19 protein-coding genes are annotated in these 21,405 nt (G+C 70.6%); 5 read left to right on the top strand and 14 right to left on the bottom strand.

The window, feature by feature from the left end:
• Positions 1-111: 111 nt before the first annotated feature.
• From ACFSOX_RS03715 to ACFSOX_RS03690, 6 genes are all read right to left on the bottom strand, one after another.
• Entirely contained in the window at positions 112-1,977 is a 1,866-nt protein-coding gene (locus tag ACFSOX_RS03715) for a potassium transporter Kup (protein ID WP_378476442.1), read from the bottom strand.
• A 265-nt stretch (positions 1,978-2,242) separates the two neighbouring features.
• Positions 2,243-2,710 (bottom strand): molybdenum cofactor biosynthesis protein MoaE, encoded by a 468-nt coding sequence (locus ACFSOX_RS03710; RefSeq protein WP_378476441.1) that lies wholly within the window; start codon positions 2,708-2,710, stop codon positions 2,243-2,245.
• Positions 2,711-2,858: 148 nt separating this feature from the next.
• Entirely contained in the window at positions 2,859-3,110 is a 252-nt protein-coding gene (moaD, locus tag ACFSOX_RS03705) for a molybdopterin converting factor subunit 1 (protein WP_378476440.1), read from the bottom strand.
• A gap of 2 nt (positions 3,111-3,112) precedes the next feature.
• A complete protein-coding gene (gene pgsA, locus ACFSOX_RS03700) occupies positions 3,113-3,745 on the bottom strand; it encodes a CDP-diacylglycerol--glycerol-3-phosphate 3-phosphatidyltransferase (protein WP_378476439.1) in 633 nt (210 codons plus the stop codon).
• Positions 3,746-3,797: 52 nt separating this feature from the next.
• Complete coding sequence (gene uvrC, locus ACFSOX_RS03695; RefSeq protein WP_378476438.1) at positions 3,798-6,056, bottom strand: excinuclease ABC subunit UvrC; 2,259 nt, start codon at positions 6,054-6,056, stop codon at positions 3,798-3,800.
• A 242-nt stretch (positions 6,057-6,298) separates the two neighbouring features.
• The gene (locus tag ACFSOX_RS03690; RefSeq protein WP_378476437.1) at positions 6,299-7,120 is read right to left on the bottom strand and encodes an SDR family oxidoreductase; all 822 of its coding nucleotides are present in this window, start codon (positions 7,118-7,120) and stop codon (positions 6,299-6,301) included.
• Positions 7,121-7,508: 388 nt separating this feature from the next.
• Between ACFSOX_RS03690 and ACFSOX_RS03685 the strand changes: the two genes are divergently transcribed.
• Positions 7,509-8,123: an outer membrane protein gene (locus ACFSOX_RS03685; RefSeq protein ID WP_378476436.1), complete on the top strand. Its 615-nt coding sequence runs from the start codon at positions 7,509-7,511 to the stop codon at positions 8,121-8,123.
• A gap of 629 nt (positions 8,124-8,752) precedes the next feature.
• On the opposite strand, the gene ACFSOX_RS03680 is transcribed toward ACFSOX_RS03685, so the two are convergent.
• From ACFSOX_RS03680 to ACFSOX_RS03660, 5 genes are all read right to left on the bottom strand, one after another.
• Entirely contained in the window at positions 8,753-8,965 is a 213-nt protein-coding gene (locus tag ACFSOX_RS03680) for a cold-shock protein (RefSeq protein ID WP_111359998.1), read from the bottom strand.
• A 275-nt stretch (positions 8,966-9,240) separates the two neighbouring features.
• Entirely contained in the window at positions 9,241-10,080 is an 840-nt protein-coding gene (locus ACFSOX_RS03675) for a 23S rRNA (adenine(2030)-N(6))-methyltransferase RlmJ (protein ID WP_378476435.1), read from the bottom strand.
• Between the two features lie 234 nt (positions 10,081-10,314).
• Positions 10,315-10,953, bottom strand: a complete 639-nt coding sequence (locus ACFSOX_RS03670) for a hypothetical protein (RefSeq protein ID WP_378476434.1) — start codon at positions 10,951-10,953, stop codon at positions 10,315-10,317.
• A 158-nt stretch (positions 10,954-11,111) separates the two neighbouring features.
• Positions 11,112-11,849, bottom strand: a complete 738-nt coding sequence (locus tag ACFSOX_RS03665; RefSeq protein ID WP_417716675.1) for a ribonuclease T2 family protein — start codon at positions 11,847-11,849, stop codon at positions 11,112-11,114.
• Positions 11,850-12,021: 172 nt separating this feature from the next.
• Entirely contained in the window at positions 12,022-13,374 is a 1,353-nt protein-coding gene (locus ACFSOX_RS03660; protein ID WP_378476433.1) for an NCS2 family permease, read from the bottom strand.
• Positions 13,375-13,765: 391 nt separating this feature from the next.
• Here ACFSOX_RS03660 and ACFSOX_RS03655 point away from each other — a divergent pair, with 391 nt between their 5' ends.
• A complete protein-coding gene (locus ACFSOX_RS03655; RefSeq protein WP_378476432.1) occupies positions 13,766-15,154 on the top strand; it encodes a cytochrome ubiquinol oxidase subunit I in 1,389 nt (462 codons plus the stop codon).
• Between the two features lie 282 nt (positions 15,155-15,436).
• Entirely contained in the window at positions 15,437-16,438 is a 1,002-nt protein-coding gene (gene cydB / locus ACFSOX_RS03650; RefSeq protein WP_378476431.1) for a cytochrome d ubiquinol oxidase subunit II, read from the top strand.
• A 279-nt stretch (positions 16,439-16,717) separates the two neighbouring features.
• On the opposite strand, the gene ACFSOX_RS03645 is transcribed toward cydB, so the two are convergent.
• From ACFSOX_RS03645 to ACFSOX_RS03635, 3 genes are all read right to left on the bottom strand, one after another.
• Positions 16,718-17,479, bottom strand: coding sequence for an N-acetylmuramoyl-L-alanine amidase family protein (locus tag ACFSOX_RS03645; RefSeq protein ID WP_378476430.1), 762 nt, complete (start codon positions 17,477-17,479; stop codon positions 16,718-16,720).
• Positions 17,480-17,483: 4 nt separating this feature from the next.
• Positions 17,484-18,755, bottom strand: a complete 1,272-nt coding sequence (locus tag ACFSOX_RS03640) for a caspase family protein (RefSeq protein WP_378476714.1) — start codon at positions 18,753-18,755, stop codon at positions 17,484-17,486.
• 314 nt (positions 18,756-19,069) lie between these two features.
• Positions 19,070-19,564: a DUF721 domain-containing protein gene (locus ACFSOX_RS03635; protein ID WP_378476429.1), complete on the bottom strand. Its 495-nt coding sequence runs from the start codon at positions 19,562-19,564 to the stop codon at positions 19,070-19,072.
• Between the two features lie 117 nt (positions 19,565-19,681).
• On the opposite strand from ACFSOX_RS03635, the gene mutY reads away from it, so the two are divergent.
• Together mutY and ACFSOX_RS03625 are read left to right on the top strand one after the other, a co-directional pair.
• Positions 19,682-20,884, top strand: a complete 1,203-nt coding sequence (mutY, locus tag ACFSOX_RS03630) for an A/G-specific adenine glycosylase (RefSeq protein WP_378476428.1) — start codon at positions 19,682-19,684, stop codon at positions 20,882-20,884.
• Entirely contained in the window at positions 20,881-21,231 is a 351-nt protein-coding gene (locus ACFSOX_RS03625) for a RidA family protein (RefSeq protein WP_378476427.1), read from the top strand. Before mutY ends, ACFSOX_RS03625 begins: the two co-directional genes overlap by 4 nt.
• The last annotated feature ends 174 nt before the right edge of the window (positions 21,232-21,405 follow it).

The following is a 21,405-nucleotide window of genomic DNA, read 5'->3' as shown; positions in this document are numbered from 1 at the left end:
GCGCGAGTCTCTGCCCTACGGAAGCGCCCCCTCACCCGTCTCGCCGCTGTCGCGGCGAGCCACCTTCTCCCCGCGCGCGGGGAGAGGGATTTCGCGCTGCGCCGCTCTTGCTCAAATCTCCAGCTGTGTCCCCAGCTCCACCACCCGCTCGGTCGGGATCTTGAAGAACACGGTGGCGCGCGTCGCGTTCAGCGCCATGAAGGCGAACAGGCGCTCGCGCCACACCGCCATGCCGGGCTGCAGGCTCGGCACGATGGTGTCGCGGCTGAGGAAATAGGACGTCTTCATCGGGTCGAGCACGACGCCCTTGTCGGCGAGGCCGGCGAGCGCCGCCGGCACGTCCGGCGTCTCCATGAAGCCGAAGCGGATCAGGATCCGCCAGAAGCCGTCGCCCAGCGCCGTCACGGTGCCGCGCTCCGCCTCCGCCACATAGGGCGCATCGGCCGTCTTCACGGTCACCAGCATCACCCGCTGGTGGACGGTCTGGTTGTGCTTGACGTTGTGCAGGAGCGCGGCCGGCACGCCGTCGGACGTCGAGGTCATGAACACGGCCGTGCCCTTGGCCCGCGAGATGTCGGGCCCGAGCGAGCGCATCACGGCGTCGAGCGGCACCGACTGGCGGGAGAGCTGGTTGCGCACCAGCTCGCGGCCGCGCCGCCAGGTGGTCAGCACCGTGAACGACAGGAAGGCGATGAACAGCGAGAACCAGCCGCCCTGCGTCACCTTGATGAAGTTGGCCGAGAAGAACGCGACATCGACCGCCAGCAGGCCGCCGATCAGCACGACCACCAGGAGGCGCGGCCACTTCCACAGATACAGCATCACGAAGGCGACCAGCACGGTGTCGATCATCATGGTGCCGGTGACGGCGATGCCGTAGGCGGCGGCGAGATTGCTCGACGACTGGAAGCCGACGACCAGCGCGATGACGGCGATCACCAGCGTCCAGTTGGTGAAGGGCACGTAGATCTGACCCTTCTCGGCGCCCGAGGTGTGGACGATGGTCATGCGCGGCAGGAGGCCGAGCTGCACGGCCTGCCGCGCCACCGAGAAGGCGCCGGAGATCACGGCCTGCGAGGCGATCACGGTGGCGAGCGTCGCGAGGATGATCAGCGGTGCCACGGCCCAGTCCGGCACCAGCCTGTAGAACGGGTTCGTCACCGCGGCCGGATTGTCGAGCAGCAGCGCACCCTGCCCCAGATAGTTCAGCATCAGGGCCGGCATGACGAAGGTGAACCAGGTGAGCCGAATCGGGAAGCGGCCGAAATGGCCCATGTCGGTGTAGAGCGCTTCACCTCCGGTGACGGCCAGGACGACGGAGCCGAGGGCGAAGAAGCCGGCGAGCGGGTGGCCGGTGACGAAGGCGGCCGCGTAGCCGGGCGACAGTGCGGCGAGCACGCCCGGATGCGCCAGGATGTTGATGACGCCGAGCACGGCCAGCACGGCGAACCAGATCAGCATGATCGGGCCGAACAGCATGCCGACCGCGCCGGTGCCCTTCTTCTGCAGCAAGAACAGCCCGGCCAGCACCACGGTCGTGACCGGGACCACATAGGATTCGAGCTCGGGCGCGATCACCTCGAGGCCCTCGACGGCACTGAGCACCGAGATGGCCGGCGTGATCATGCTGTCGCCGTAGAACAGCGCCGCCGCGAAGATGCCGAGCAGCATCAGCGGGCGCGACACCCGCATGCCGCGGGTGAGGTCGGTGACCAGCGCCAGCAGCGCGAGGCTGCCGCCCTCGCCGTGGTTGTCGGCCCGCATGATGATCAGCACGTACTTGACCGTGACGAGCAGCATCACGGTCCAGAACACCAGCGACAGCACGCCGAACACGTTCTCGGGCGTGACCGGAATCGGATGGTGTCCGGCGAAGGTCTCGCGCAGGGCGTAGAGCGGGCTCGTTCCGATGTCGCCGTAGACGACGCCCAGCGCCCCGAGGAGCAGCCCGGCCAGCTTCTGCCTGTCGTCGCTCATGACGGCCCCCCGTTGCGGCCATCTGGCGCCTCTCGCAGTGCAACACCTTGACGTGCGTCAACCGCCGCCTTCGCGTTTCGGCGGGGTGCGCATAGTCCATCATTCCGGGGCGCGGACCGCAGGTCCGCGAGCCCGGAATCCATACTCCCGGTGCTGGTGGCTCACGAGAAACAGGGATATGGATCCCGGGCTCGGCGCTGGCGCGCCGCCCCGGGACGACGGAGGACGGGACAGAGCTACGGCCGTCTCCTGGCGCCCGGCGGCGCTACGTCCGCTCCGCGCCGGCCTCCCAGCGGGCCGCGGCGGTGTCGTCGGCGTCCCGGGCGGCAACCCAGCCGGTCTCGCCGGGGCGCTCCTCCTTCTTCCAGAAGGGCGCGCGGGTCTTGAGATAGTCCATCAGGAACTCGGCCGCCGCGAAGGCGTCGCCACGGTGCGACGCCGCGGTGACGACCAGCACGATGTCGTCGCCCGGCTCCATGCGGCCGAACCGGTGGATCACGGTGACGCCCATCAGCGGCCAGCGGCCCTCGGCCGCCGCGACATGGCGCTCGATCTCGGCCTCGGCCATGCCGGGATAGTGCTCGAGCGTCAGCGCCGCGACCGGCCGACCGTCGTCGGCGCCGCGGCAAATGCCCGTGAAGGTCACGACGGCGCCGATGTCGGTGCGCCCGGCGGTCAGCGCCTTCGCCTCGGCGGCGGCGTCGAAGGGCTCGCGCTGGATGCGGACGGTCATTCGGCACACCTCGGTCCGAAGGGTGGGCGCGGGCCGCCCCCGACCCTCCGCTCATTTCCCCGAAAGCGGGAATCCAGAGCGGCGAGGACGGTGCTGGCGGCTCTGGATCCCCGCCTTCGCGGGGACGAGCGGCGTTCGTCGTGTGCCCTCACCCCCCCGTCATCGGCGGGAAGAAGGCGATCTCGCGGGCACCGGCGATCGGGGTCTCGGGGCGGGCATGGGCCTGGTCGAGGGCGGCGCGGATGACGCGGCGGTTCTCGAAGGCATGGGCGTACTCCTCGCCGCGGCCGGCGAGCCAGTCCATCAGCGCCGCGACGGTCGTGACCTCGGCCGGCGGATCGACCTCCTCCTCGGCCCGTCCGATCCGCTCGCGCACCCAGGCGAAGTAGAGAACCTTCATGCTCACTCGTCGATCAGGTGATGCAGGCCGGCGCGGAAGTAGTCGTAACCGGTGTAGAGGGTCAGCAGCGCCGACACCCACAGGAGCGTCAGCCCCGTGAAGGTGACGACCGGGAATCCGAGATAGGCCGTGGAGGCGGCCCAGTCGTCTCCGGCGTCGCCGGCCAGCAGGAAGCCGATGGCGACCAGCTGGAGCACCGTCTTCCATTTGGCGAGCCGGGTCACCGGCACCGGAACCTGCAGCTCGGCCAGGTACTCGCGCAGGCCGGAGACCAGGATCTCGCGGCACAGGATGATGATGGCGGCCCACAGCGACCAGCCGTAGATGGTGTGGTCGGCCGCCAGCATCAGCAGGCAGGACGACACCAGGAGCTTGTCGGCGATCGGGTCGAGCATGCGGCCGAAGCTCGACTGCTGGCCCCAGCTGCGCGCCAGCCAGCCGTCGAAGAAGTCGGTGACGGCGGCCGTGACGTAGAGGGCGAGGGCGACCCAGCGCAGCCAGACGCCGCCTTCGAGGATGATCTGGCCGTACATGCAGGCGACGACCAGCGGCACCGCGGCGATCCGCCCGTAGGTGAGCAGATTCGGCAGCGAGTAGGGCCGGGCCGGCAGGGGGCGCGAGGTCGCGATATCCATGGGGCTGAAGATAACCTGTGGCGTCGTCCTCTAACAGCCTCCCGGGCGCAGGTCAGCCTCGGCCGGCCGAATCGTGGAAAAAATCGTAGATCCGCCGGGCCGTCTCGTCGCTGATCCCCGGCACCTGGACGAGATCGGTCGGCGCGGCGCGCTCGATCGCCTTGAGAGTGCCGAAGTGGCGCAGAAGCGCGCGCTTGCGGGCCGGCCCGACACCCGGGATCTCCTGCAGCCCGGCCTCGCGGATGTCGCGCTTGCGCCGCGCCCGGTGCGAGCCGATCGCGAACCGGTGCGCCTCGTCGCGCAGCCGCTGAATGAAATAGAGCACCGGGTCGCGCGGCGCGAGGCGGAACGGCTCCCGCCCGACCATGTGGAAGTGCTCGCGCCCGGCGTCGCGGTCCGGCCCCTTGGCGATCGAGACCAGCGGCACCCCGGTTATGCCCAGCCCCGCCAGAGTGGCGGTCGCGGCGGCGAGCTGCCCCGGCCCGCCGTCGATGATCACGAGATCCGGCCAGGGCGATTCGGCCGGGTCGGTGTCGGGATCGGGGGGCTCGCCCTCGTTCACCTCTCCCCGCGCGCGGGGGCGCGGCACTTGCCGCGCCAAAGAGGTCGGATTCGGCGCGTCCAGCGCCGAATCCGGGTGAGGGGGCGCCTCCGTATCCCCGAGAGGCCCCCTCACCCGACTCGCCTCTTCGAGGCGAGCCACCCTCTCCCCGCGCGCGGGGAGAGGGGCAACCGGCGCCGCGGTCCCATCACCAGCATTCCCGTCGTCGACCTTCGGCTCCGCGCCCGCCTCCGCCCGAGTCCCCTGCCCCAGCAGCCGCTTGAACCTTCGCTCCAGCACCTCGCGCATCATGCCGTAGTCGTCGCCGGGGGCGAGGTCGGTCGCACGGATGTTGAACTTGCGGTACTGGCTCTTGCGGAAGCCCTCCGGCCCGGCCACCACCATGACGCCGACCGGGTTCGAGCCCTGGATGTGGCTGTTGTCGTAGACCTCGACCCGGCGCGGCGTTCTCGGGAGCCCGAAGGTCTCGGCCAGGGCCTGCAGGAGGCGCTGCTGCGAGGCCGTCTCGGCGAGCTTTCGCCCCAGCGCCTCGCGGGCGTTGGACGCCGCGTGGTCGACCAGCTCCTTCTTCTCGCCGCGCCGCGGCACGCTCACCTCGACCTTGCGGCCGGCCTTGAGCGAAAGGGCTTCGGCCAGCAGGCGGCCCTCCTCGACGTCGTGCGACAGCAGCACCAGCCGCGGCACCGGCTTGTCGTCGTAGAACTGGGCCAGGAAGGCGGCGAGCACGGCCTCCGGCGAGAGGGTGCGGTCGGCCTTGGGGAAGTAGGCGCGGTTGCCCCAGTTCTGGCCGGCCCGGAAGAAGAACACCTCGACGCAGGAGAAGCCGCCCTCCTGGTGGATGGCGAAGACGTCGGCCTCCTCGACGCCGCGCGGATTGATGCCCTGGTGCGACTGCACGGCCGCCATCGCGGCGAGGCGGTCGCGCAGCACCGCGGCGCGCTCGAAATCGAGGTCGGCCGCCGCCGCCTCCATCTCGGTCGCCAGCTCCTCCTTCACGGCTCGGCTCTTGCCGGACAGGAACGCCTTCGCCTCGCCGACCAGCACGGCGTAATCGTCCCGCGAAATCTCGCCCGTGCAGGGCGCCGCGCAGCGCTTGATCTGGTGCAGGAGGCAGGGCCTCGTGCGGCTCTCGTAGACGGCATCCGTGCAGGAGCGCAGCAGGAAGGCGCGTTGCAGTGCCGTGATGGTGCGGTTGACGGCGTTGACGGCCGCGAACGGCCCGAAATACGCGCCCTTGCGGTTGCGGGCGCCGCGGTGCTTGCAGATCTGCGCCGGCAGCCCGTCCTCGGCGATGAGAATGTAGGGGAACGACTTGTCGTCGCGCAGCAACACGTTGAAGCGCGGCCGCAGGCGCTTGATCAGGTTCGCCTCGAGCAGCAGCGCCTCGGTCTCGGTGGCGGTCGAGACGAACTCCATCGCCACCGTCGCGGCGATCATCCGGGCGATGCGGGCGGACAGGCCGGTCGGCCGCGTGTAGGAGACGACGCGGCGGCGGATGTCCTTGGCCTTGCCGACATAGAGGATCTCGCCGCCCGCCCCGATCATCCGGTAGACGCCGGGCGCCGCCGGGGCCAGCTTGGCGTGCCGCGCGATCACGTCACGGCCGGCCGCCAGCGTGCCGGCATCGGCCTCGGGCAGCGCCGCCTCGCTCTCCGGGTCCGGCAGCTCGGGCAGCGTCGCCTCGGCCTCGTCGTCGGTCTCCGGGCCGGGGTCGAGATCGGGGTCGAGGTTTCGGGGGGACTTCTGCATGGGGGTCATATGGGGGCGATTCGGCCCCTCTTCGTAGCAGTCCGTGTCGGGATCAGGGCGCCTCTTCCAAGGCCGGTCATCCCGGGGCGCGGACCTGCGAGGTCCGCGAGCTCGGGATCCATACGCCCTGTGGCGGTGGCTCACGACGGACAGGGGTTATAGGTTCCGGGCTCGGCGCGGAGCCTGTGCTCGGGCGGCGCGAAGCGCCGACCCGAGTGCGCCGCCCCAGAACGACGGGAGGCCTACTCGTCCACCCCCATGGCGTCCGGGGTCTGCCAGGCGAGGCGCTGGCCGCCGTCGACCGCGATGGTCTCGCCCGTGACGCTCCTGGCGCGCGCCAGGTAGAGGACGGCGTCGGCGATCTCCTCGGGTGACGGCCCGCGGCCGAGCGGCACGGCCGCGGCCTGGCGGGCGAAGGCTTCGAGATCCTGGCGCGGGCTCGGCAGGGTCGGGCCGGGCGCGACCGCGTTGACCCGCACGGCCGGAGCGAGCGCCTGGGCGAGCGTCGTCGTCGCGGTGTGGAGCGCGCTCTTGCTCAGGCCGTAGGAGAGGAAGCGCGGGGTCGGCTTGTAGACCCGCTGGTCGACGATGTTGACGACCGACGGGTCGGCACCCCCCGGCACCTCGCCCCCCGGCGCCTGCCCGGCGAACGCCTCGGCCAGAAAGACGGGCGCTCGCAGGTTGACGGCCATGTGGAGATCGAACAGCGCCCGGTCGAGCCCGCCGATCTCGTCGCGCTCGAACGTGGAGGCGTTGTTGACGAGCAGCGTCAGCGGCCCGACCGCCGCGACGGCGGCCGGAACCAGCCGAAGCACGGCGTCGTGGTCGGCGAGGTCGGCGACCACGACCCGAGCGATGCCGCCCGCGGCGGCGATCTCGGCGCACAGCGCGTCCGCCTCGCCGGCCGATGCGCGGGCATGGATCGCGACCGCGTAGCCGTCGTCGACGAGCGCCCGGACGATCGCCCGGCCGATGCGCTGTGCCCCGCCGGTGACGAGGGCGGCCGGACAAGGGGCGGCCGGACGAGGGGCGTCAGGACGGGGCGCGGGTGACGGCTGGGTCATCGGCGAGATCACGGTTGTCCGGCGGTATCGGGCTGCGAACGGGGACGGCACTGTGCTGGCTCCCCGGCGACTTTGCAACGAGCCGCCCCGCGCCGACCGAGCGCCGCCTCGGACGTCCCTGTACGCACCTTTCCGCACGCTCGCACGAAATCTCCGCCCTTCGCGTTAACCCGCTGATAGCACTCGTAAACGGCAGGTTAAGCTTAACGGGTGGTGGCCGGGCTCGAGTAAGGAAAGGTTTACTCGAATGCCGCGATAAATCGAAACACGAAATTATCCATTTTTCGCCTTCGGCCGGTCCTCGGGGACCCACGATGGCGGGCGACAAGGACCGTCGCGGAGTCGTCCACCGGTCCGAGGCGCCGCGGTGGACGACGTGGAGGCAACGATGAAGAAGACGACCCTTTCGGCCGGACTGATCGCCGCCCTGCTGGCGACGCCGACCGGCGCGGCGGACCTCCGCTACGGCGCCCCCTACCAGCAGCCGCCCCCCTACGCCGCCCCGCAGACCTGGACCGGCGCCTATGTCGGCGTGAACCTCGGCTACCAGTTCGGCTCGGCCGCCATGAGCATGAACCCGAGCGGCTTCGCGGGCGGCCTCCAGGCCGGCTACAACTACCAGATCAACCAGTTCGTCATCGGCGCGGAGACCGACTTCCAGTTCTCGGGGGCCGAGGACACGTTCGCGGCGTACAAGTTCTCCAACCCGTGGTTCGGCACGCTGCGCGGCCGCATCGGCTGGGCGATGAGCAACGTCCTCATCTACGGCACCGGCGGCTTCGCCTACGGGGGCGGCGAGGTGGAATGGCTCGGCTGGTCGCAGTCGAAGACGCATACGGGCTGGACGGCCGGCGCCGGCATCGAGGTGGCGTTCACGCCGAACTGGAGCGCCCGCGCCGAGTATCTCTATGTCGACCTGACCAAGGAGAACTACACCATGGTCGGGCTCACCACCGACATCGAGTCGAGCATCGTCCGCTTCGGGCTGAACTATCGATTCTGACACGACGGCTTCGATCGGCGCGCGCACGCCCCCCGCTCGCCCGATGACGGAAACGCTCCGGCGCCCCGCGCCGGAGCGTTTCGCTTTTCACGCGGTCGCGGCGCACCCGCCCGCGCCCCCGAAGACGACGCGGGTGGGCGCGATCGCCCCCGCCGCCGGCGAAACGATCTTCACAAGCAAATTCCGTTCGAGAACGCCGCAGCGGCGCGCCGGCGCGATCCCCCGATCACGGGTCCGAGCGAGCGGCACGCGTCTCCGTTCTCACGTCGAGGCGTCGAACGTCGCCGCCCGCCATCTGATCAGATCGCGGGCCGGCATCGCGGGCCGGCATCGCGGACTGATCACGTCGCCGTCGGATCGGTCTCACCGCCCGGCGGCGTCGGGTCATCCGGACGGCCGATCGGATGTCGCTCCGCTTGTCATATCGTGCCGGTCGTCATTTCCGGCTAGATCGTCCGGGCATCTCGCATCCGGACACGTCGTGGCGCGGCCGGTTCCGGCCTCTCGGACGGGGCGACCCGCCCCCCGCGCACTGTCGCGACGACCCGTCGCGACGGACCCGTTCGAGCCTTCCACCGTGCGTCCCGCGATCGAAGCGTCCCGTCGCGGCCGGTCGGCGTCTCGAGGTGCTACGAGATGACCAGATTGACCGCCTTCGGGCCCTTTCCCTTCTTGTCGGGCTCGACGTCGAAGCTGATCCGCTGACCTTCGTTGAGCGACTTCAAGCCCGCCCGCTCGACCGCGGTGATGTGCACGAACACGTCGCGACCGCCGTCGTCCGGCTTGATGAAGCCGTAGCCACGCTCGCTGTTGAAGAACTTCACGGTACCTGCCATTGCCATCGAGGACACTCCCATCCCCATGCTGCTTCGTCGTCGGCCCTCGTGGCGCGACGGCGTGGCCGGACATTCACGTTTCGGAAGACGTCGGCACGTCGCCCACCGGCATCGCAGCCTCGCAGCGCGGCAACATCGCCTCGTGCTTCGGCATCACGGTCGGCACCCGCCTAGGCCACCCTCGTCTCCGGACCGGAGACTGAACGTCAGAGCCCCATCAAACTTTAACATAGAGGCGACGACGCAAAAAGAGGAAGCGGGTCTGATCTGTGAGATCCGTGTCACGTCGCGCCGATGCGGTCGAGACGTGATCCGGCGCCGGTGCCGCGTGACAGCACCGGCACCAGCCAGTCGAGCAGAACGGCGAGCTCGTCGGCGAGCCGCCAGGGCGGATTGATCACGAGGAGGCCGGTGGCGCGCAGCCCGTCGCCGTTTCCGCCGACGTCGAGCGCGATGCGCAGGAGCTTGGGAAGGCCCGCCGCAGCGAGGGTTTCGACGAGCGTCTCGGGGCCGCGGCGGTCCTTCACGGGATACCAGATCAGATAGACGCCGGTCGGCCATTTGCGCAACGCGTTCACGATGCCGTGTGCGAGACGATGAAACTCGTCCGGCTGCTCGAACGGCGGATCGATCAGTACGAGGCCGCGGCGCTCCTTCGGCGGAATATAAGCCTTCAGTGCTAGCCAGCCGTCGATCGCCACGGTCTTCGCGCGCGCATCGCGTCCGAGTGCATGTGCGAGAGCGGCGGCCGCGGTCGGCTCGAGCTCGCAGGCGACCAGGCGATCCTGCGGTCTCATCAGTTTCGCGGCGAGCAGCGGTGATCCGGGATAAAGATGCGCCCCGGCGCCGGAGAGCGCCGTCACGACCTCCAAATAAGGCGCGAGCAGATCGGCGATCGCCGGCGGCATCGCCGCGTCGCGGACCCGACCGATCCCGTCCCGCCACTCGCCGGTGCGGCTCGCCTCCGGTCCGTCGAGCGCGTAGAGGCCGGCGCCCGCATGGGTGTCGATCACCCGGAAGGCCGCGGGTTTCTCCGACAGGTGGTGAAGAATGCGGGCGAGCGTCGCGTGCTTGAGCACGTCGGCGAAATTGCCGGCATGAAAGGCGTGGCGATAGTTCATCGGGGCATCGACCGGGCGGCGAGGGACGGCGGTCGACGGCAGGGCCACGACAGCCGGGAGCGCCGCGGGCGGCGCGGTTCGCCGGCTTCTCGCACGGACGGGACGCGGTTGCCCAGCACGGCGACACCCGGCCGACCGCAGCGCCGAGCCCGGGCGTGGCGAGAGAGGCGTGACACAGGGGGCCGAGACGCGAAGCACTGCCGCGCGGGCCGACCTGTGCGGACATCGGCGGGTTCAGGTCGGAATCGTCCGGCGCAGGCCGAAGGTCTTGCGCGGCGTCACCGGCGGCCGCTTCGGCCGGGGCGGCGCCAGCGGCGCGCCGGACGCGGCGCGCGGCGTCCGCTCGGTTCGCCCCGGGTCGTCCGGCGCCGGTGCCGGCGCGGCCCGCTCACCCGCGGCGGGACGGCGGGCGATGCGGTCGCACAGCGTCTCGCCGGCCCGGATCGCGATCAGCAGCGCGGCCGGCAGCCCGACGACGTGCAGGGCGACGACCAGAAAGGCGACCAGCCGCACCTCCGGCTGGACCGCGGCGGTGAGCACGACGACCGGCGCCCAGACCGTGCTGGCGAGCACGCCGTTGGCGAGATCGGCGACCACCGGCAGATGCGTCTCGCCGACGCAGCGCCACAGGAAGAGGACGTCGAGCCCCTCCAGCCGGCAGCCCTGCTCGGGCCGCAGCAGCGCGGCGCCGTGGCCGAGGATCAGCCAGGTGATCGCCCACAGGGCGATGTAGAAGATCCCGAGGATGTACACCGCGAGCCGCGCATCGGCCTCGAGTCGCGCCCGCACGCTCGCACCTTCGGTGAGCGCGATCGGCCGACGCGGGCCGGCCGTGCACGGGGCGTCGGTGACCGTGATGGTGTCGTGCCGCATGTCTCCGTCTCCGGTGTCACCTTGGTCCGGCACGGCTCACCGGGCGGTTGGCACACGGGCGCGGAAACGGTTCATTCTGGTGCGGACAATCGGCCGCGACGCGGCAACGACGCATTCACCATGACGGGCTCCCGCGGGCCCCCTCGACGCGGGGACGCCTACCCGCCCCGTACCGGCGGCATCGACAGCCGGTCGCGCCGGCAGGCGCGGCGGTCGACCTCGGGACACGGCCGGAAGCCGAGCTCGCGGGTCATGCAGATGCGCACCTCGCTCAGCCGGTTGCGGCTGCAGCCAACCGCGATGGCGGCGCGGTCGAGTCCCGGATTGGCCTTGACGAAAGCCTCCTCGACCTCGTCCGGCGTCACCGACAGGGCGCGGTCGGGCTCGAGATAGACCTCCGGAATCTTGATCACGGCGCGCGCCTTGCGCACCGCCTCGAAATAGCCGCGCGGCCCGAGGCCGGAGCAGACGCCGTGCTTGTCCCACTGGTTGAAGACGAGGCGCGGGCTCGGCATCAGGTCGAGCATCGAGGCGACGATCTCGCGGTTCAGCCGCGGCGCCGGCACCTGGCAGTATTCCGGAAAGCCCCGCTCGTATTGCGGCCACAGCCCGTGCACGACGAACGAGAACGGCCGCTCTGCGCATTGCGGATCGGGCCGGCCGCCGTCCTCGCGGGCCGGACGGCCGTTGCGGCGCTCGGCGCTCTCCTCGCAGAACGAGGGCGACCACGACAGCGCGAGGACGTAGAAGTCGAACTGCCCGGGCTCGTTCTGCCGCCGGTCCTGTGCGGCGGCCGGCGCCACCCCGGCGCCGACGCCCCACGCCGCCGTCAGCAATGCCGTCAGCAACGCCATCGTCACGGCCGCCGCCGCGGCCCGCATCCCGCGCCCGATCATGATCAGCCCCGAGTTCCGCACACACTCTTCAAGCACGACGGAAGTCTCGATCACAGTATCAGAGTTGCAGAACGTTTCAAGAACATTCGCGCGAGCCCGACGCTCTCCCTTGCCGCCCCCGGGTTGCGGCTTTCGCCGGGACACACAAGCGGCCTCTTCCGCCCCCGTCACCTCACCCCATCGCGAACTTGCCGGCGAACAGGAGCGCCAGGACGATCACGGCCGGCGAGACGTCGCGGAAGCGGCCGGAGACGAGCTTGGCCGCCGCATAGGTGATGAAGCCGAGCCCGATGCCGGTGGCGATCGAGTAGGTCAGCGGCATCGTCACGGCGGCGACCACGGCGGGCGCGTATTCGGTGACGTCGTCCCACGAGATCTCGGCGAGCCCCTGGGTCATCAGGCAGGCGACGTAGAGCAGCGCCGCCGCCGAGGCGTAGGCCGGGATCATGCCGGCGAGCGGGGCGAAGAACAGCGCCATCAGGAACAGGATCGCGACGAACACGGCGGTGAGTCCGGTGCGGCCGCCGGCCGAGACGCCGGCCGCGCTCTCGATGTAGCTGGTCGTCGTCGAGGTGCCGATCAGCGAGCCGAACATGGCGGCGAAGGAGTCGGCGAGCAGCGCCTGCTTCATGCGCGGCAGGTGGCCCTTCTCGTCGAGCAGGCCGGCCCGGTGGGTGACGCCGATCAGCGTGCCGGCGTTGTCGAACACGTCGATGAACAGGAAGCTCAGCACGACGATGACGAAGGTCTGCTCGAAGATCGCCGAGAAGTCGAGCTGCAGGAAGGTCGGCGCCAGCGAGGGCGGCACGTCGACGATCCCGGTGAAGGTGGTGAGCCCGAACGGCAGCCCGATCAGCGTGACGATCAGGATGCCGATCAGCGTGCCGCCGAGAATGTTGCGCGAGTTCAGCGCGGCGATCAGCACGAAGCCGACGAGGCACAGGATGGCGGGGAGCTGGCGCAGGTCGCCGAGCGTCACCAGCGTCACCGGATGGGCGACGACGATCTTCGACTGCTCGAGCGCGATGATGCCGAGGAACAGCCCGACCCCGGCCGAGATGGCGAGCTTGAGGGTCTTCGGGATGGCGTTGATCACGTATTCGCGCAGCCGGAAGATCGACAGCAGGAAGAACAGCACGCCGGAGCAGAACACGGCGCCGAGCGCCTGCTGCCAGGAGTACTTGTAGGAGAGCACGACCGTGAAGGCGAAGAAGGCGTTGAGCCCCATGCCGGGGGCGAGCGCCACCGGGTAGTTGGCGTAGAGCGCCATCACCAGGGTCGACACGGCGGCGGCCAGGCACGTGGCGACGAACACGGCGCCCTTGTCCATGCCGGCATTGGCCAGGATCGTCGGATTGACGAAGACGATGTAGACCATCGTCAGGAACGTCGTGACGCCGGCGATCGCCTCGGTGCGCACCGTGGTGCCGCTCGCGGTCAGCCCGAAATAGCGGTCGAGAAAGCCCTTCGGCTCGCCGGGAGCGGGCCTGTGTGCGGCGGCAGAGCTGGTTGCGGTCTCGGTCATCTCGCGTCCCCCGTCCGGGCCGGCGCGACGACGGGCGGCGCCCTGCCCCCGTCGTCGGTTCTAGCGTTGGGTCTTGTGCTCCGCAATTGCGAGCAAGGCGCGTGCCGCATCGACTTGTGGATCGCCGGCGCACGGACCCGGACTGCGCCGTCACGCCGCGCTGTTGCGATGCGGAACAAAGGAGTAACGTGGGTCGTTGCTCGCACGCCGCGGCGGGATTCGCTCTGCGCTCCCACGCCTCGCGGCCCGGCGGCGATGCCGTCCCGTCCCGCGATGCCGGGGCGCGGCCGTGCGCCCGCCCCGCACGATTCCGGCCCGCGACCCACCCCCGGCCGCGCGCCCGCTCCGCGACAAAGTCCCTGCCGAGATTGGACGTGCGAGGTTGGACGTGATGGATCTCGATCCGGTTGTGCTCGCCCGCGTGCAGTTCGCCTTCACCATCACGTTCCACATCATCTTCCCGAGCTTCACGATCGGCCTGTCGGCCTACATCGCGACGCTGCTGCTGATCCGGCTGCGCACCGGAGACGAACGCTACGCCCGCCTCGCCCAGTTCTGGACCCGCATCTTCGCCGTGTCGTTCGCGCTCGGCGTCGTCTCCGGCATCGTGCTGTCCTATCAGTTCGGCACCAACTGGAGCCGCTTCTCGGTCGTCGTCGGCAACGTGATCGGGCCGATGCTCGGCTACGAGGTGCTGACCGCCTTCTTCCTGGAGGCGTCGTTCCTCGGCATCATGCTGTTCGGCGGTGGCGGCCGGGTGCCGCCCGTGCTGCACGCGCTCGCCGCCGTGATCGTCGCCGTCGGCACGGCGACCTCGGCGTTCTGGATCCTCTCGGCCAATTCGTGGATGCAGACGCCGGCCGGCCACGTGATGATCGACGGCATCGCCCATCCGCAGGACTGGTGGGCCATCATCTTCAACCCGAGCTTTCCCTACCGGCTCGCCCACATGGTGACGGCCGCCTATCTCACCACGGCCTTCGTGGTGCTCGCCGTCGGCGCCCGCTGGGTGCTGGCCGAGCGCCACGACGACGAGGCGCGCATCATGGTGAAGATGGCGGTCGGCATGATCGTCGTGCTCGCGCCCCTGCAGGTGTTCATCGGCGACCAGCATGGGCTCAACACACTGAAGCATCAACCGGTCAAGATCGCCGCCATGGAGGGCCACTGGGACGGCTCCAAGCCGGGCACGTTCGAGATCTTCGCCTGGCCGGACGAGAAGACCGAGACCAACCGCTTCTCGATCGGCATTCCCTACGCCTCGTCGCTGATCCTCACCCACGATCCGAACGGCCTCTTCCCCGGCCTGAAGGACTTTCCGCGCGAGGACCGCCCGCCGGTGAAGAACGTGTTCTTCGCCTTCCGGGTGATGATCGCGATCGGCTTCGCGATGGTCGCCATCGCGATCGCCGGCGCGGTGCTGTGGTGGCGTGGGCGGCTGTTCACCACCGGCTGGTATCTCAGGATCGTCGGCCACACCTGGTGGTTCGGCTTCACGGCGATCGTCGCCGGCTGGATCGTCACCGAGAGCGGCCGCCAGCCGTGGATCGCCACCGGCATCCTGCGCACCGCCGACGCCGCCTCGCCGGTGCCGGCCGGCAGCATCGCGACGACGCTGGCGCTGTTCGTGATCGTCTACGGCCTCGTCTTCTCGATGGGCATCTACATCATCAACCGCATGCTGGCGCACGGCCTCGCCCACGGCGCCGACCAGCCGCCGACCGGCACGCCGCTGCGCCCGCAATCCGCCGCGAGCGACGTCAGCCGGCGGGCGCTGTGAGGATGATCGTGACCGGGATGGTTCGTCTGGAACGCGGCGCCTGCTTCCTTCTCCCCGCACGCGGGGAGAAGGTGGCTCGCCGTACAGCGGCGAGTCGGACGAGGGGGCGCTTCCGTACAGCACGGACTCGCCTCGCTCCGACTCGCGGCGACGCCCCCTCACCCGACCTTCGCGCTGATCGCGCGAAGGTCGACCTCTCCCCGCGCAGGGAGAGGTGCAACACGCACCGGCACGATCGCACAGACGTGACCGGAACGTCCTGATCAGCACGGAGCAGCCGCCATGGACCTCGACCTTCCGATGATCTGGGCCGTCATGCTGGCGATCGCGGTCGCCCTGTATGTGGTGATGGACGGCTTCGATCTCGGCATCGGGATCCTGTTCCCGTTCGCCGAGAACGAGCGTCAGCGCGACCAGATGATGTCGTCGATCGCACCGTTCTGGGACGGCAACGAGACCTGGCTGGTGCTCGGCGGGGGCGGCCTGCTGGTCGCCTTCCCGCGCGCCTATTCGATCGTCATGCCGGCCCTCTATCTGCCGGTGATCTTCATGCTGCTGGCCCTGGTGCTGCGCGGCGTCTCGTTCGAGTTCCGGGCGCCGCACGGCAACACGACGGCGCTGTGGAGCGTCGGCTTCTTCGTCGGCTCGGCGGCGGCCGCGTTCTTCCAGGGCGTCATCCTGGGCGGCTTCGTCCAGGGGATCACGGTGGCGAACGGCGCGTTCGCCGGCGGACCGTTCGACTGGGCGACGCCGTTCGCGTTTCTGTGCGGACTCGGCGTGGCGTCGGGCTACGCGCTGCTCGGCGCCACCTGGCTGATCATGAAGACGGAAGGCCCGGTCGCCGAACGGGCGCGCGAGCAGGCGCGCGGCCTCCTGCTCCTGGTGATGGCCTTCATGGGCGCCGTGTCGCTGTGGACGCCGCTCGCCTTCGAGCGCATCGCCGCGCGCTGGTTCGCGGCGCCGGGCATCTACGTCTTGTGGATCGTGCCCGTGGTCACGGCCGCCGTCGCGCTCACCGTGTGGCGCACCACCGACCGCCACGACGTCGTGCCGTTCGTCGGCGCGATCGCGCTGTTCCTGCTCGGCTTCCTCGGCCTCGGCATCTCCACCTGGCCTTATGCGGTGCCGCCGGTGCTGACCATCTGGGAGGCCGCCGCGGCGCCCTCCAGCCAGGCCTTCATGCTGGCCGGCACCGTGATCCTGCTGCCCGTCATCCTCGCCTACGTCGCCTTCGTGTACTGGCTGTTCCGCGGCAAGGTGCGCGAAGGCGACAGCTATCATTGAGGACGGTCCGCGCGGACAGCGGGCCGAGGATTCGACTGATTTGAAGCGAGGCGCTCGTGTCGATCGTTCCCTCCCCCCTTGTGGGGGACGGACAGGGAGGGGGGTGAACCGCAAGCGCGGAATTCGTGGCTACCCCCCTCCCTGTCCGTCCCCCACAAGGGGGGAGGGAGCAGACTGGGGCCGATGCCCTCGTCAACAACATCACGTCTCGCAGTTTCTCTTCGAACAAGTTACGAACTCATCATCATCGAACAAACAACAACCCGCTCTTCGGCTCCCTCACCGCCCCGCCTGCGCCGCGCAAAACTCCTGCACGGCCGCGAGCACCGCACCGGCGATCTGGTCCTGCCGTTCGCGGCCGGCGAGTGCGACCTCCTCGGCGCGGTTGACGATGACGCCCGCTTCGAAGAGCACGGCGGGCGCGGCGTTGCCCTTCAGCACCACGAGGCCGTCGTAGCGGAACACGCCGCGCTCGCCGTCGAGCACGGCACGCCCCTCGCCCGGAATCGGCTCGGCGTGATGCAGGGTGAAGGGCAGCCCCTTGGCGACCAGCGCGGCGCCGAGGCTCTTCGCGAAGGCGAGGCTCGCGTCGTAACGCGGGTTCAACTGCGAGACGAACAGCGACCAGCCGGCGAAGCGGTCGCTGTAGTTGCGGGTCTGGCCGTCGAACGCCCACTGCCCGTAGAAGCGCGGCTGGACGTCGTCGTGATGGATCGACAGGAACAGGTCCGGCGGGCTCGCGTTGGCGATCTTGGTTCGCGCGAGGAGCTGCTTGCGGCCGCTGCCCCGCACCACGATCCGGGTCGTGCGGACGAAGCCGCCGTCGCGCAGCCGCTCCTCGATGCGCTTGGCGAGCCGCAGGTTGAAGCTGTGCTCGGTGACGCCACGGGCGCTCGTGGCACCCGGCTGATCGACCGTGTGGCCGACGTCGAGCATCACCCGGAATTTGTCGGGACGGCAGTCGGCGGCCGGCGCGACCCCGACGCCGCCGGCGAGAAGCGTCGCCGCCAGCACGGCGGCCCGAACATCCGACCCCGTCACGCCGTCACCGCCAGCGCTGGAGCTGGGCGATGCGCGACTCGTAGGACGCGGCGAGGCAGGATTCGTCGGACCCGCAGGCGGTGCGCTGCCTGATCCAGACGCGCTGCTCGTCGCGCAGCACGGTCTGGCGCTCGGGCCGCAGCCGCGCCCGCAGCTCGCGATAGAGCGTGTCGAGATCGCGGTCGAGCCGAGCGAGCCGCGGGCTGCCGCAGATGGCCCGCTCGTTCGGCCCGGTGTCGGTCGCGCAGTCGAAGCTCGGCGCCACCGGCAGCGTCGCGACGGCCGGCCCGGGCGGCTGCCGGGTCGGCTCGGCCGTCGGGACGCTCGTCACGGCCGCGGATGTCGCCGCCGTGCGCTCGCGGCGCAGCTCGTCGAGGCGGGCTCGCGCCAAGCTTCCGTAGGGCGTGCCGCCGAACTGGCGGACGAAGTCCTCCAGCACGGCGAGGCTCGTGGTGTCGCGGGTGACGGCCCACACCCGCTCGGCGTCGCCGCCGGCGGAGACGGCCGGGACCGCGGGCACGGGCGTCTCCGCGGGCGACGGCGCGGCCGAGAACTGGAACGTGCCGGCGATCGGCGACGACGACACCCACGGCTGCTGCGCCCCGGCCGTGGTCTTCTTCACGGCGAGCCCGACCTCGTTGAAGGTCTGGAAGATGTCGAGCCCGGGGCGGCGAAGCGTGGCGGCGAGCGCCGCCGTGTAGGGGCTGTTGCCGGCGCTGCCGTCGAGCGCGACGTTGCCGGGCTGGGTGGCGAAGGAGATCAGCGTGCCCTCCGGCGCCTGCATCTGGGCGAGCCCGCTCGCCGCCGAGCGCAGGCCGCGGCCGCCAAACGGGTTGTTGCGGCAGGCGTCGAGGATCACGAGGTTGAGGCGCGTGCCGGCCGCCTCCATCTGGCGCAGCACCAAGGCGGTGTCGAGCATCTGGAAGTCGATGTCCGCCTCGCGCACCGGGTTGGCGCCGACCGGCACCAGGAAGTTGGCGCCGCGCACCTGCACGCCGTGGCCGGCGTAATAGAACAGCCCGACATCGGCGCCCTGGAGGGCGGCCCCGAAGGCCTGCACGGCGGCGTCGAGCGCGCCCTTGTCGAGATCGACCTGCGGCCCGTCGCCGACCAGACGGAAGCCGAGGTCGCGCAGCGTCTGCGCCATCAGCCGGGCGTCGCGGGCCGGATTGTCGAGCGGCGAGACGTGACGGTAGGCGGCGTTGCCGACGACGAGCGCGACGCGCGTCTCGGCATGCGCGGGCACGGCCGCGACGACGGCCGCCGCCACCATCATCACCAGACCGCCGACCAGCACCGCGCCCCACCGCGCCACGGATACCTCCCCGAAGTACATAATCCGTCATTCCGGGGCGCGCCGAAGGCGCGAACCCGGAATCCAGCGGCGAGCTCGACATTCTGGGCTGGATTCCAGGTTCGGCGCTGTGCGCCGCCCCGGAATGACCGAGAAATGCAAAGCCCTCCACTGGGCAGACCACACCCCCGCACGGCCGGACCGGCCGCGAGGGTCACGGCCCGACTACACCGAAGTCGCGCAAGACGTGTCAATGGTTCGACAGCACCGGCGCCGAAACCCGAAGAGCCCTGCCGTCAGCGGTGCTTCACCGCCGCTCCGAGCCGGGCGAGCGCATCGCGAAGTCCCTCGTCGGCGACCGGCGGCAGGGCGGCGGCCGCGGCGGCGACGGCCTGCGGATCGGGACCGCGGCAGGCTTTCTTCGTCTTGCGCCGTTGCAGCGGCGCCTGACGCAGCGCCAGGCGCCCGACCGCCGGCCAGCCGAAGAACTGGTTGACCCGGCCGACGATGACGCCGGCCATGTGCTGGACCTCGATGGCGGCCGGCCCTTCCACCCGCAGCACCAGCGTGGCGGGCTCCTGCGCCGCGTCGCCGGGTGCGCCGTCGCGCCGGCGCGGCCACTCGATCTTCATCGGCTCGGCGATCGACGCGACCTCGGCCCCGACGATGTCGTCCCAATGGGTGACGATCTCGGTCGCGGCGAAGCCGCGCCGCTGGAAGGCCGGCGCCAGGGCCGGGCCGACGAGGTCGGCGAGCGGTCGGGCCCGGGATCGGGCCGGCTTGAAGGACATTGTCGGACTCGTGGGCACGGGCTCGTCGAAGCGGCGCCTGGGCCGCGGGACCGCTTGTTCGGGGCGTCGGGCTCTGCCACAGACGGGACACGCCCCGACCGGGACCAGAGACGTCGCATGACCCTAGCAGCGCCGCCCCCCGCGCGGAAGCCGTCCTCCCCCGAGCCCCCGGAAGCCGCCCGCCTCACGGCGGCGCTGCTCGGCTGGTACGACCGCCATCGCCGGGTGCTGCCGTGGCGGGCGCCGACCGGCGTCACGGCCGATCCTTACGCCGTGTGGCTCTCCGAGATCATGCTGCAGCAGACCACCGTGAAGGCGGTGGTGCCGTATTTCCAGGCGTTCACCACGGCGTTCCCGACCGTCCGCGACCTTGCCGCCGCCGATCTCGACGCGGTGCTGCGCCTGTGGGCCGGGCTCGGCTACTACGCCCGCGCCCGCAACCTGCACGCCTGCGCCAAGTGCGTGGTGGACCGGCACGGCGGCGTATTCCCGACGACCGTGGACGCGTTGCGGGCGCTGCCCGGCATCGGCGACTACACGGCGAACGCCATCGCGGCGATCGCCTTCGACGTGCCGGTGGTGCCGATCGACGGCAATGTCGAGCGGGTGCTGACCCGCCTGCACGCGCTCGAGGAGGAGCTGCCGGGCGCAAAGCCGCGGCTGCGGGCGCTCGCCGACACGCTGGAGCCGGCCGACCGGGCCGGCGACCTCGCGCAGGCCCTGATGGATCTCGGGGCGACGATCTGCACGCCGAAATCGCCGGCCTGCGTGCTGTGCCCCTGGGCCGAGCCCTGCGCGGCGCGCCGTCGCGGCGACGCCGAGACCTTTCCCCGAAAGGCGTCGAAGAAGGAGGGGCGGCTGCGCCGCGGCGCCGCCTTCGTGGCGGTGCGCCCGGACGGCGCCGTGCTGGTGCGCACGCGCCCCGAGAAGGGCCTGCTGGGCGGCATGACCGAGGTGCCGACGACGGAGTGGACGACGACGTTTGCCGAGCGCTCCGCCCGCGATCACGCGCCCGCTCTCGGCGTCGCGCGAAAGGACTGGCGGCGCGTGCCGGGCGTCGTCACGCATGTGTTCACGCATTTCCCGCTGGAGCTTTTGGTGTTCGTCGCACAGCTGGCGGCCGGCGTCGATGCGCCGGCCGGCTCGCGATGGGTCGCGCGTGGAGACGTCGCCGGCGAGGCGCTTCCCAACGTCATGCGCAAGGTGCTGGAGCACGCCGGCATCGACACGAAGCCCGGCGCGCCGTCGATGAAGCGGGCGGCCCCGAATCAGCCCAGACCATCCTCCCGAATCAGCAAACCGAAACGGAGCCCCCGATGACCCTTCAGCGTCTGCATGTCGGCCCGCGCATGAGCGCGATCGTGATCCACGGCGACACCGTCTATCTGCGCGGCCTCACCGCCGAGGAGACGGCCGGTCAGAGCCTCGCCGCGCAGACGGCGGAAATCCTCGCCGAGGTCGACCGGCTGCTCGCCGAGGCCGGCACCGACAAATCGAAGCTGATCAGCGCGACGATCTGGCTCTCCGACATCCGTACCGTCGACGAGATGAACGCGGTGTGGGACGCCTGGGTGACGCCGGGCGCGACCCCGGTGCGCGCCTGCATCGAGGCGCTGCTGCAGGGCGCCGACCTGAAGATCGAGATCCAGGTGACGGCCGCGCGGTGAGCGGAGGCGCGACCAGCCCGAGCGATGAATCGGTTTGAGCCGTCATGCCCGCGCTCGTCGCGGGCATCCACGTCTTCCTGACGTGGCGGTTCGGAAGAACGTGGATGGCCGGGACAAGCCCACGGCTGTCCGGCACGGATTGTGCTTGAAGAGGTGCACGGCATTGATTCTGCT

The organism is Rhodoplanes azumiensis (genome assembly GCF_042682915.1).
GTDB classification, from domain to species: Bacteria; Pseudomonadota; Alphaproteobacteria; order Rhizobiales; family Xanthobacteraceae; genus Rhodoplanes; species Rhodoplanes azumiensis.
The sequence above is the reverse complement of the archived record's forward strand: the minus strand, read 5'-3'. Positions and strand labels throughout refer to the sequence as shown.